At 67.1% G+C, this 11584-nt stretch carries 9 protein-coding genes; 4 read left to right on the top strand and 5 right to left on the bottom strand.

The window, feature by feature from the left end:
- Nucleotides 1-63: 63 nt before the first annotated feature.
- Both AC4D2R_RS02300 and AC4D2R_RS02295 read left to right on the top strand, forming a co-directional pair.
- Nucleotides 64-819, top strand: a complete 756-nt coding sequence (locus AC4D2R_RS02300; RefSeq protein ID WP_490937073.1) for a VOC family protein — start codon at nucleotides 64-66, stop codon at nucleotides 817-819.
- Nucleotides 820-953: 134 nt separating this feature from the next.
- Nucleotides 954-2474 (top strand): CYTH and CHAD domain-containing protein, encoded by a 1521-nt coding sequence (locus AC4D2R_RS02295; RefSeq protein ID WP_490937071.1) that lies wholly within the window; start codon nucleotides 954-956, stop codon nucleotides 2472-2474.
- 43 nt (nucleotides 2475-2517) lie between these two features.
- Here the strand turns inward: AC4D2R_RS02295 and AC4D2R_RS02290 are convergent, their stop codons facing one another.
- Genes AC4D2R_RS02290 through AC4D2R_RS02280 form a run of 3 tightly spaced genes read right to left on the bottom strand, consistent with a single transcriptional unit; the run spans nucleotide 2518 to nucleotide 6189 of the window.
- Nucleotides 2518-3288: an SDR family oxidoreductase gene (locus AC4D2R_RS02290; RefSeq protein ID WP_490937068.1), complete on the bottom strand. Its 771-nt coding sequence runs from the start codon at nucleotides 3286-3288 to the stop codon at nucleotides 2518-2520.
- Between the two features lie 37 nt (nucleotides 3289-3325).
- Nucleotides 3326-4660 (bottom strand): FAD-binding oxidoreductase, encoded by a 1335-nt coding sequence (locus tag AC4D2R_RS02285; protein ID WP_490937066.1) that lies wholly within the window; start codon nucleotides 4658-4660, stop codon nucleotides 3326-3328.
- Between the two features lie 35 nt (nucleotides 4661-4695).
- Complete coding sequence (locus AC4D2R_RS02280; RefSeq protein WP_490937064.1) at nucleotides 4696-6189, bottom strand: MFS transporter; 1494 nt, start codon at nucleotides 6187-6189, stop codon at nucleotides 4696-4698.
- A 190-nt stretch (nucleotides 6190-6379) separates the two neighbouring features.
- Between AC4D2R_RS02280 and AC4D2R_RS02275 the strand changes: the two genes are divergently transcribed.
- Nucleotides 6380-6871, top strand: coding sequence for a MarR family winged helix-turn-helix transcriptional regulator (locus tag AC4D2R_RS02275; RefSeq protein ID WP_490937062.1), 492 nt, complete (start codon nucleotides 6380-6382; stop codon nucleotides 6869-6871).
- A gap of 18 nt (nucleotides 6872-6889) precedes the next feature.
- Here the strand turns inward: AC4D2R_RS02275 and AC4D2R_RS02270 are convergent, their stop codons facing one another.
- The gene (locus tag AC4D2R_RS02270) at nucleotides 6890-7768 is read right to left on the bottom strand and encodes an alpha/beta fold hydrolase (RefSeq protein WP_490937059.1); all 879 of its coding nucleotides are present in this window, start codon (nucleotides 7766-7768) and stop codon (nucleotides 6890-6892) included.
- A gap of 134 nt (nucleotides 7769-7902) precedes the next feature.
- On the opposite strand from AC4D2R_RS02270, the gene AC4D2R_RS02265 reads away from it, so the two are divergent.
- Nucleotides 7903-9915 carry an AfsR/SARP family transcriptional regulator gene (locus AC4D2R_RS02265; protein ID WP_490937057.1) on the top strand — a complete coding sequence of 671 codons (2013 nt, stop codon included), beginning with the start codon at nucleotides 7903-7905 and terminating at the stop codon, nucleotides 9913-9915.
- Here AC4D2R_RS02265 and AC4D2R_RS02260 read toward each other — a convergent pair.
- The gene (locus AC4D2R_RS02260; RefSeq protein WP_490937055.1) at nucleotides 9912-11438 is read right to left on the bottom strand and encodes a SulP family inorganic anion transporter; all 1527 of its coding nucleotides are present in this window, start codon (nucleotides 11436-11438) and stop codon (nucleotides 9912-9914) included. The genes AC4D2R_RS02265 and AC4D2R_RS02260 overlap by 4 nt on opposite strands.
- Nucleotides 11439-11584: the final 146 nt, after the last annotated feature.

The following is an 11584-nucleotide window of genomic DNA, read 5'->3' as shown; positions in this document are numbered from 1 at the left end:
CCAGTGCCAGCGGCATGCCGCTGGCACTGGTGTTTGCGCAGCAGTTTTGCGGGGAGCTCCGCGATGGCTTGGAATGACGTCGTCCGCAGGCTTACGGTGTGGTTCATGTATCTTGAGAACCTTGTCTTCGACGCAGCCGAGCCGCAGCGACTGGGCCGGTTCTGGGAGGCGGTGGTCGGCGGTGAACGGCTCACAGACGAGTCTGATGCCTTCGAGACCCGGCTGACCATCGAAGGCGGACCCGTGCTCGACCTGTGCTTCCAGCGCGTCACCGACTCGCTTCCCGGTCGAGCTCCCCGGTTCCACCTCGACCTCCTCGGCGGCGCGCGACAGGCCGACGAGGTCGATCGGTTGCTCAGCCTGGGCGCACGGCACCTGGACATCGGCCAGGGAGATGTGCCCTGGGTGGTACTTGCCGACCCCGAGGGTAACCCCTGCTGCGTGATGGAGGACCGGGCGGCATACGCTGACACCGGACCGATCGCGGCGATGCCTCTCGACTCCGCTGATCCAGACCGCGACGCGGAGTTCTGGTCCTGGCTGACCGGCTGGGTCCAAGGGCCCGACGCTTCCCTGCGCCACCCATCGCTGCGGGGTCCCCTGCTTGAGCTATGCCCCGAACCGTCGCCAAAGGGCCGGGAGAAGAACCGGCTTCACCTCGACATTCGACTTGAGGCCGGCGACGATCCCGATGCGGTCGCGGCAGGCATCGCCGAGCGCGGGGGCCGCGAGCTCCACCCGGGGTGGGGCGAACTGCCGTGGCGGATCTATGCCGATCCGTCGGGCAATGAGCTGTGCGTGCTGGAGGCACGGCCATAAGGCATCGACAAACCGTAGACGTTCAGCCGAGGCTTCGCGGTGCCTGTGCATGGCCGCGGACAGGAAAAACAGGCGTTCAACGGCAACCATCCTGTTTCTGACATATTCCGGAGTTGTGTAGGTAAAATCCGGCTATGGATTCCACGTCGATGGTGGAAATAGAGCAAAAGTACGACGTCGGGGACGGGACCGCGGTCCCGCCTCTGCAGAACCTGCCCGGTGTTGCCCGGGTGGACCCGCTGGTGGAATACCGGCTTGAGGCCACGTACTTCGACACCGAGGGTCTGGTTCTGGCCTCGGAGCGCATCACGTTGCGGCGCCGGACCGGTGGCGGCGACGCAGGCTGGCATTTGAAGCTTCCCCTGGCCGCGGATGAACGGCGTGAGCACCGCGAGCCGTTGGGAGAGGAGACTGACGGCGTCCCAGAACCGCTGCTGCGATTGATCCGCGTCCATATCAGGGACACAGCACTGGTTCCGGTGGTGCGGCTGCTGACCCGGCGCACCGTGTACCGCCTTCGAGGTGAAGACGACGGCGTCCTTGCCGAGTTCAGTGATGACCGGGTTGAGGCGCAGACGCTCGCCCCGAAAGGTTCAGCACAGCACTGGCGGGAGTGGGAGTTCGAACTCGTCGACGGATCCCGGGAACTGCTCGACGCCGGGCAGGAGCTCCTTGCCGCCGCCGGCGTCCGGCCGGCCGGTCACTGTTCCAAGCTGGCACGTGCCCTTGGCCCGCGCCTCAACCCCGGTACAAAGGCTCCGCCGGCCCCCAAACCCGAGGCTCCCGCGGCCGACGTCCTTCTCGCATACCTTCGGGAGCAGGTGCAGGCGCTGAAGGATCAGGATCCCCGTGTGCGGCTGGACGCCCACGACGCGATCCACCAGATGAGGGTCGCCACCCGGCGCATGCGCTCGGTGCTGGCGACCTACGGTGGACTGCTGGAGGACACCGATGCGGTGAATCGCCTGCGCCAGGAGCTGAAGTGGCTGGCCGGCCTGCTCGGTGAAGCCCGGGACGCCGAAGTCATGCATGAACGGCTCAAGGACCTGGTGGCTGCCGAACCCGTCGAACTGGTCATGGGTCCTGTCACCCGCAGAATCGATCTGCAGCTCGGAGCCGACTACCAAAAGGCACACACCGGGGTGGTCGAGGCACTGAACGGACAACGGTATTTCCGCCTGCTTGACGCGCTCGAATCCCTGTTGGCCGCCCCCGCCCTGACGCCGCTGGCGTCAGGACGCGCACACAAGGTGATTCCAAGGCTGGTCAGGCGCGACGTCAAACGGCTGCGCAAGGCAGTCCGGAAGGCACATGAGCATCCGGCCGGAACCGGCGGCGACACGGCCCTGCACCAGGCACGCAAGAAAGCCAAACGCCTGCGCTACGCCGGCGAAGCAGCCGCTCCGGTCAACCCGGGGCGGGCCGCGCAGCTGGCCGACGCCGCCCATGGCGTACAGAAGATCCTCGGTGACCATCAAGACAGCGTTGTCACCCGCGACCTGCTGCGCCGCCTCGGTGTTGATGCGTTTCTTCAGGGCGAAAACGGCTTCAGCTTTGGCCGTCTCCACGCCCTTGAACAATCCCTCGCCAGCGAAATCGAGGTCAAGTTCCGCCGCGAATGGAAGAGCTTCCGCCCCCCTTCCCTGAAGAAATAGCATCAGCGGGGTGGGCTGTGGTCGGCCCGGGCAGGGCATCGGCTTAGGGGAGCTCCGGCGCGGTGCCCGAAGGGCCCGCGGCCTTGTCGGCGAAGTAGTGAAGCGTCGTTCCGGTCAGCGGACTGGTGCCCGCGACGAGCTCGGCGACGTGCGTTCCGACCTCGGTGCCGTCGATCCACCGCGGGTCGTCAACCCCGGCACGCTGCCGTGCCCGGGTGCGTACGACGCCGAGAATCACCTCATGGATCCGCGGACCGCGCCCGGCGAGTTCGGCAGCAATGGTGCGCGTGAGTGACTTGGTCGCCGCCGCAGTCAGCGCGACGCCGCCGGCACCGGGGAAGGGCAGATCGGCGCTGAGCCCGTTGAGCTGCACGAGCACACCGCCCGCGGCAATGGCGGGGACGAGCGCACGGTACAGGCGGAACACGCTCGTCTGGTTCGCCGCGACGAGGGCGTCCCATTCGGAATCGGTCAAGGCGAGCAGGGGTTTGCGGCCCTGGTCCCCCCACGCCGCGATGCTTACGACGACGCCGTCGAACTGTCCGTGCTCGGCCACGGCGACCGCCGCTGCCTCGTCCAGGTTGTCCGCCAACCCGTCAAGCACCGTGAGGTGCAGACGCGGCGAGGGGAGCCGCGAAGCGAGTTCGTCGAGACGGGTGCGGCTCCTGCCGGCCGCCACGACCGTCGCGCCCGATTCGAGGAGGGTCAGGACGACGCCTTCGCCGACGCCGCCGGCGCCTCCCACAACGAGCACTGTCCTGCCCGTGAGGTCCGTCTGAGGATGGGCCCATGCTGGCTGGTTAAGGGTGTTCATGATCGTCCTTCCGGATCTGCGTGAGAGTGCGATGGAATCAATCGGTGAGGGAGAAGTTCTTGTCGAAGAGCCCGGTGGGATCGTAGGTCGCCTTGAGCCGGCGGAGCCGGGCCAGGGTTGCGGGCGGGAAGGCGTCATGGAGCCGGCGTGGGTCCTTGTCCATTTCGAAGCTGAGATAAAGCCCGTCGAGGTGGGGGTGGAGTCCTGCCCATTCGCGCCAAAAATCGCCCCGGCGCGCCGGTTCGGCTCCCGCGAAAATTGAGAAATTCTGGTGCCGGTGCCCATATGCCGTGGCGCCGGTGGCGACGTCGTTGATCCTCCCGCCAACCGCGCGGACCTGCAGGGTGGCCGCGGTCCCGTTGGCGAGCATCCCTGCGAGCCGCACGGCGATGGGGGCATCCAGATGAGCCGCCAGGCCGCTTCGGGTTTGCAGCGACACCGCACCGGTATGCGGCGCGTTCGAGGGCGCGACCAGCGCCGCGTAGGACTCGGCCTGAGAGCGCCCGCCGAGGATCGGGGCCAGGGCGAGGAACGGTGCGAGGGACCGCTGTGCCGCGTCGGTGTCCAGCCCCGCGTAGACGATGGTGGCGAGGCCGGCGTCCTGTCCGGCGAACAGGTAGAGGAAGGCCGTGATATCCCGGGGTGCGCCTTCGACTGCGCCTCCCCACTTCTGCAGGAAACCGACGGTGTCAGACGTGTCGTACTGGACGGTGGTGTGGATGACTCCGGGAACTTTGGAGGCGGTGAATTCAAATTCGTAGACAACGCCGAAATTGGCGCCGGCTCCGCGGATCGCCCAGAAGAGGTCCGGGTTCTCGGTCGAGCTCGCATTGCGGATGGTTCCATCAGCGGTCACCAGTGTGGCTGCCGTCATTGAGTCGATCGTCAGCCCGTGCTTGCGTCCCATCAGGCCGACCCCGCCGGTCGTTGCAAGCCCGCCCACGCCTACGTCGCCCGAGTCACCCGAACTGATCGCCAGACCGAAGGGTGACAGTGCCCGGGCAACATCACCCCACCGAGCTCCGGCTCCGATGCGCACCCGCCCGGACCCGGGATCGAGGACTTCGACCTTGTTCATTGCCGAGAGGTCCAGAACGATCCCTCCGTCATTGGTGGAGGCGCTGCTGATGCCATGACCTCCGCTGCGGACACTGAGCGGGAGCCCTGTCGACGTCGAATGGGCCAGGGCGGCAGCGACGTCGTCGGGTGTCCGCAGGCTCACCACCGCGGCGGGGGACCCGCGGTAGGAGTAGGTGTGCCGAAGCCGCCCGTACTGCGGGTCCGGAGGGAGGACCAGGTTTTCTTGAAGGGAAGAGGGAAAAGACGAACGGCTGATGCCCTGGGCATCTTCACGTGCGGGAATTGAGTTCATGATTGTTCCCGTCATTGGGAGAACGGGGAATCGTCCTAGCCCTGTGAGCGGGATCCGACCGGCTGGTGGGTCGGGTCCGGTGCGGCCGGCCTCGAGCGTCGTTGCCGCACCGCAAGTGCCAGCAGCCCACCGAGGACGATGAGGGCGGCCACGCCGAGTGCCACTCCGTAGCCGGTGTCGACCGCGCCCTGCCCTGTCATTGGAAGGGAAGCCGTCACTGCGGAAGCGACCGCGCCGATGACAGTGAGCCCCGCCGCCCCACCGAGCTGTTGCGCTGTCTGGATCAGACCGCTGACGGATCCGGCCTCACGGGGGGTGGCACCGGCAAGGGCCTGCGTTGTCGCGGAGGTCACTGCAATGCCGACTCCTGCGCCGAAGGCCACCATCGCGGGGACGAAGATGCCGGACGGTGCTCCAATCGCCGCAGCCAGGGCCAGTGCCCCCGTGGCCAGCCCGAGCAGGGCAAGTCCGATGAACAGGGCGGTAAGGGGTCCCTTGGCCCCGACAAGCCGCGGCGAGAACAACGCGGCCACAATGGTGGCCAGGGACATGGGCAGCATCATCAGTCCTGCGCCGATCGGTGAGAAATCGAGGGTTCCCTGGAGGATGAGCGAGAGCAGCAGCATCGTGGGGTACAAGGCCACGGCGATGAGGACCATGCCGATGTTCCCGCCAACCGACGGCCACCGCTTGAGCAGATGCAGAGGGATCAGCGGCGCCGGCTTGCTCCGCTCGGTGACGATGAACGCAACGACGAGGACGGCTCCGCTGCCCAGCAGACCAAGAGCGGTCGGTGACAGCCATCCCTGCTCATTTCCCACGGTCAGGCCGCCGATCAGTGCGGATATACCCAGGAAGGACAGCACAGCGCCCGAGGCATCCAGACGCTGCGCAGCTCCTCGTGGCACCGCGGGCACCAGCAGGGGAATGGCTGCAAGCATCAGCACAACGATGGGGACGTTGACCAGCAGCACCGCACGCCAGCCCCAGGCCGCGGTGAAGGCGCCGCCCACAAGGACGCCCGCAGCGCCGCCGGAGCTGGCCACCGCTCCCCACACGCCGATGGCACGGCGCCGGGCGGCGGGATCCGTGAAGAGGGTCGTCAGGAGCGAGAGCGCCGTCGGGGCCAGCCCTGCAGCGGCGGCACCCTGGACCGCACGTGCGGCAATGAGGGTTTCGACCGTCGGCGCAAACCCGCCGGCCAGGGCCGCCGCGCCGAACAGCCCGACCGAGATGAGGAACATCCGGCGCCGGCCGATGACATCGCCCAGGCGGCCCCCGAACAACAGCAGCCCGCCGAACGTCAGCAGGTAGGCGGAAACCACCCAGACGGACAGGGACGCCGACGCCTTGAGGTCACCTGCCAGGTCCGGCAGTGCCAGGTTGATGCTGCTCGCATTGAGGACCACAACGAACTGGGCCGCCGCAAGCAGGGTGAGAACCGCTCCTGGCCTCGGACCTTGGCCCTTTTGTGCGGCCGGCGGCGCACCAGCGCTGGTGCCTGGGGTCGGTTGCCGGGTGGAAGCCATGAGAAGCCTTTCGGGGTGCCGCACGCTCCTGTCGCCGGGGGCGGAGGGAGGGTTGCCGGGCCTGATATTGCTGATGTGTCAGCAATCGAATACGACTATAGCTGATGTGTCAGCAATATCGAAATCCTCGGCAAGGCACCCGCCGCACCCGCTCCCGATCGGCGGCCGCTTCGCATGTAAAATCGCTGATATGTCAGTGAATATGACGGATCGCCAGCTCCGTACGTGGGAAAAGCTTCAGGACGTCACCGAACTTCTCCGGCGTGAGGTAGGCCGCGATCTCTGGAGCGACGCGAAGCTTTCAGAGGCTGAGTTCACCGTCCTGGCCCATCTGTCGATGGCTCCGAAGGGCACTGCGCGCCCGTCCGAGTGCGCCCGCGCCATCGGATGGGACTCGAGCCGGCTCGCGCACCAGCTCCGTCGACTGGAAAAGCGCGGGTTGGTGGCAAAAGCGGCAAGCGACGACACCGATGGCCGTGCTTCCCTCATCGCTCTCACCGACGAGGGGCGCACGGCCTACCGGCGTGCCCTTGGTCCGCACCTGCGGTCAGCGCAGAGGTGGTTCGCCGACGCTCTCACTGACCAGCAGGTCGACAACCTTGCCGACGCGCTTGAAACCCTGCTGCGGCACGGGGCCGAACTCGCCGCAGCTCCTTCGCCGACCACCGATCCGCGGCGCTGAGCGGGTGCGGGATGCGACCTATCGGAGGAGCAGGTCGCGGATGGACTGCGCAATGTCGCCCGGGGTTTCCTCGGCCATGAAGTGACCGGCCCGGGTGCTGAAATGTTCGAGGTCCGGTGCCCATGCCTTCCACAACGCCGAGGCATCAAATCCCAGCGCGGAGCCCCAGTCCTGTTGGATCACGGTGACCGGCATTCCAAGCGTGTTGCCGAAGTCGAGATCCGCTTGATCGTGCACCACGTCGATGCCGGCGGAGGCCCGATAGTCGGCCACAATGGACGGCACTGCATTTGCGCTGGCCCTGAGGTATGCCGCCCGGATGTCCGCTGGGATCGCCTCGGGGTCCTTCGTCCACACGTCAAGGAAGTAGGAGAAAAAGGTGTCGGCGCTGTTCGAGATCATTTCCTCGGCAAGGCCTGCGGGCTGGGCCATGAGGTAGAGGTGAAATCCGACCGCGGCGGACTGTCCGTGCAGGACGTTCCACATGTCGAGCGTGGGCAGGACGTCGAGGCTGGCGAAGTGCGTTACGGCGTCGGGGTGGTCCATTGCCGTGCGGAAGCCGACCAGGGCTCCGCGGTCGTGCCCCGCGAGGGCGAACCGTTCATGGCCCAGTGCGGCGGCCAGGGCGACAATGTCCTCGCCCATTGTCCGCTTGGAGTACACGGCGGGGCTGGTCTCGGCCGGCTTATCACTGTCACCATATCCCCGGAGATCCGGGCAGATGACCGTGTGGTCCTTGGCCAGGTCGGCGGCTACGTGCCGCCACATCAGGTGGGTCTGGGGAAATCCGTGAAGCAGCACCACGGGGCTGCCGGAGCCGGCCACGGCAACGTTCAGCTGCACATCAGCGGCCACTGTCACTTTTTGGTAGGTGAAATTTTCAATCATGGAGGTCATCGGGGTTTCCTTGGTTGGGGAGCAACGTGCAGCCCAAGGCTCGCACCGCCGACTCAACGGCTTCTCAACGGCGTCCTGCGCGCGCCGTTGCGTCCGGCACACTTGATACAGGTGGCGTGAAAGGTGGTCCTGACATGGGCGTGACGATCGGCGTGCTGGGTACGACGGCTGCCTGGGACGCCGCCCGACGCCCCATCGCACTTGGCGGCCCCCGACAACGGGCGTTGCTGGCCCGGCTTGCCGCGGCGCGGGGGCGTGCCGTCGCGCTGGGGACACTGATCGACGATTTGTGGGAGGACCCTCCGGTGAACGTCACCGGGGTGATCCACACCTACATCGGTGCGCTGCGCCGGGCCCTTGAACCGGAACGCCCTGCCCGGGGTCCTGCCCGGGTGGTCGTTTCAACCGGTGCGGGCTATGCCCTGCAGTTGGATCACTGCAGCGTTGACTCCCTCCTGTTCGAGGACGCCGTCAAAGCAGCTGGCGGTCCGGCCCCGTCACCATCACTTGCTGCAGTCGAGGAAGCCCTTTCCCTATGGCGGGGCCCCGCCTACGCCGATTACGCCGACGAGCCGTGGTCCCACGCCGAACGCAGGCGGCTGACCGAACTCCGTCTGTGGGCGGTGGAGGCGCGCGCGGCCGAACAGCTCAGAGCAGGGCAGGCCGTGCACGCCGTTCCCGACCTTGAGGCCTTCGTGGGGGAACATCCCTGGCGGGAGGAGGGTTGGCGCCTCCTCGCACTGGCCCACTACCAATCGGGCCGCCAGCACGAAGCCCTGGAGGTGCTGCGACGGGCCCGTTCCCTGCTGAATGACCAGCTCGGGCTGTCCCCGAATTCGGTGCTCCGCGCCCTCGAGCACGACATCCTCCACCAGTCTCCCAGTCTCGACCCGGACAGGGGGCCGGCCGATGCGATGAACATTGTCTGGAACCAGACGCTGTCCAGCTACAGCCAGAGCTCCGGGGTAAGTGCCAGGGGGCGGCTCCGTTCGACTGTCGAACTGTTGCGGCATCTTGCACTCACCGGCGGCGGAGGTCTGGAGGCCGCGCGCAGGCAGCGCCTGGCGGCGGTCGTCGCAGCTGAGGAGCTCAGCGACGTCGACCTCACGGCGCGGGTCATCGGGGCCTACGATGTTCCGGCTCTCTGGACCCGGTCGGACGATCCCGCCCAGACCGCACACATCCTCGCCCTCACTGAGAAAACCCTCGCAGCGCTGCCGGAGGGAACACACGACGCGCTGCGCGCCCGGCTGCTGACGACGATTGCCGTCGAATCCCGGGGACATCCGGGGAGCCGGGGGCGGCATGCCGCTGAGGAAGCCGAAGGCCTTGCCCGTCGCCTGAATGATCCGGCGCTGCTGGCATTTGCTCTCAACGGAACGTTCATGCAGTCGTTCCACCGGGCCGGTCTGGCCCCGGAGCGCGCCCGCATCGGGCAGGAGATCTTGGAGCTGTCCGAACGGTACGACCTCCCTGCCTATGAACTCCTGGGGCACCTCATCCGGATGCAGGCGTGCGCGGGGCTGGGAGACCTGCAGTCTGCCGATCTCCACGCGGCGTCAGCGGATCAGCTCGCGGAGAAGTACGAATCACCGCTGGTGGGCGTCTTCACTACCTGGTACCGCGCCCTGCGGATGGACCTCACCGGCGCGCCTCCCACTGAAGTGGCAGCAGCCTTTCGTGCGGCAGCAGGCCAACTGCGCGGCGCCGGCATGCCGGGGCTGGAGCAGGGCGCCCTGGCCCTGTCCCTGTTGTGTCTGCGGCTCCGGCATGGACGGCCGGCGCAGACCGAAGAGGGAACCGGGTGGGGCCCATACCTGCCCTGGGCGGAGCCGCTCGTCCTGCTGGCCGGGGGCAAAATCCCCGAAGCGCGCGCGGCCCTTCGCGAGGTCCCCGAGCCGGCGTCGGCCCATCACCGCGAGACGCTCTGGTGCCTGATGGCAGAGGCCGCCATGGCGCTCGACGACGTCGAGGTCATGAGCCGGGCCTTCACCGAACTGCGCCAAGCGGCCGCCGAATATGCGGGGGCCGGCAGCGGGTTCTGCAACCTTGGGCCCGTCTCGGGCTACCTGTCGAGGCTGTCGGCGCGGTTGCAGCACCTGCCGCAGGATCCAACTGAGCCGCGCGGGGCGGTTGCGGGTAACTAGTGGCCGGCGCCGAGCCTGCCACCTAGGCGTTCACGCATCCGGGTCGAAGCTTCGTTCAACCCCAGAATTTTCACCTTGATGCCGTGACGGCGGTATTTTTCCTCGATGGCATCGAGTGATGCGATGGTTGAGGCGTCCCATAGGTGGGATCCGTGGAAATCGATTGTGACGTCCTGCGGGTCCGTTGCGTACTCAAACCGGGTATAGAGGTCGTTGGATGAAGCAAAGAACAGCTCGCCGTTGACGGAGTAGGTAACCGACCTGCTGCCACCGGCGCCCTGTTCGGCGCGCTCCACCGTGACGAAGTGGGCGACGCGGCGGGCGAAGGCGACCATCGCGACCAGGACCCCAACGCCGACGCCGATCGCGAGGTTGTGCGTCGAGACGGTGGCGATAACGGTGGCGAGCATGACCGTGGTCTCGCTCTTGGGCATCCGCTTCAGGGTGGAGGGCCGGATGCTGTGCCAGTCGAAGGTGGCGATCGACACGAAGATCATCACTGCCACGAGCGCGGCCATGGGGATGAGCGCGACGATCCCGCCGAGGGCAACGACGAGGATGAGCAGGAAAATCCCGGCCGTGAAGGTGGAGATCCGGGTGCGCGCCCCGGAGGCCTTCACATTGATCATCGTCTGGCCGATCATGGCACAGCCGCCCATACCGCCGAAGAATCCGGTCACGATGTTCGCGGCTCCCTGCCCCCAGGATTCGCGGGTCTTGTCCGAGCGGGTATCGGTGATGTCGTCAACGAGCTTCGCTGTCATGAGGGACTCGAGCAGACCCACGGCCGCCATGGCCAGTGAGAACGGCAGGATGACCTGGAGGGTTTCAAGGTTCAGGGGAACGTTCGGGAAGAACAGGGACGGCAGGCTCTCGGGCAGTTTCCCCTTGTCCCCGACCGTGGGCACGAGCGCGTTCGTGAGGACGGCGAACACGGTCAGGACGACGATGGCGACCAGGGGGGCGGGGGCGGCGGTGGTGAGGCGGGGGAGCCCGAACACGATCAGCAGCCCGACGGCGACGAGGGGGTAGACGAGGAGCGGCACGCCGATGAGTTCCGGAACCTGCGAAAGGAAGATCAGGATGGCCAGGGCGTTGACGAACCCCACCATGACCGAGCGGGGGATGAACCGCATGAGCTTGGCGACGCCGGCCAGGCCGAGGACGACCTGGATGACGCCGGCCAGGATCACAGCGGCGATGAGATAGTCGACGCCGTGGCTGCCGACGAGGGGTGCGATGACGAGGGCAACCGCGCCGGTGGCCGCGGAGATCATGGCGGGCCGCCCGCCCAGGAACGCGATTGAGACTGCCATGGTGAACGAGGCGAACAGGCCGAGGCGCGGATCGACACCGGCGATGATCGAGAAGGCGATCGCTTCGGGGATCAGGGCGAGGGCCACGACGAGGCCGGCGAGGAGCTCGGTTTTCAGGAGGCGGGGACTGCGGAGGGTCCGCCTGACGGACTGCCGTTCCAGAGGTGTCGGGCGAGGGGGAGCAGGGGCGGGTGGGGATGAGGGCATGATTCGATGGTTCCTTGGGGCAGTCGTACGAGGTCTGTCATCGCCCAGGGAGGGCGGAAAGGATGGAGACTGCACGCCGCTGTGCAGGAGGGCCGCGCTTGACGCTGCGGCAGGATCGATCCCACCCTATACCTTGAGGAAATCCA

This window comes from Arthrobacter sp. TJ-217 (assembly GCF_058269255.1).
This window is presented reverse-complemented; position numbering and strand designations above follow the sequence as displayed.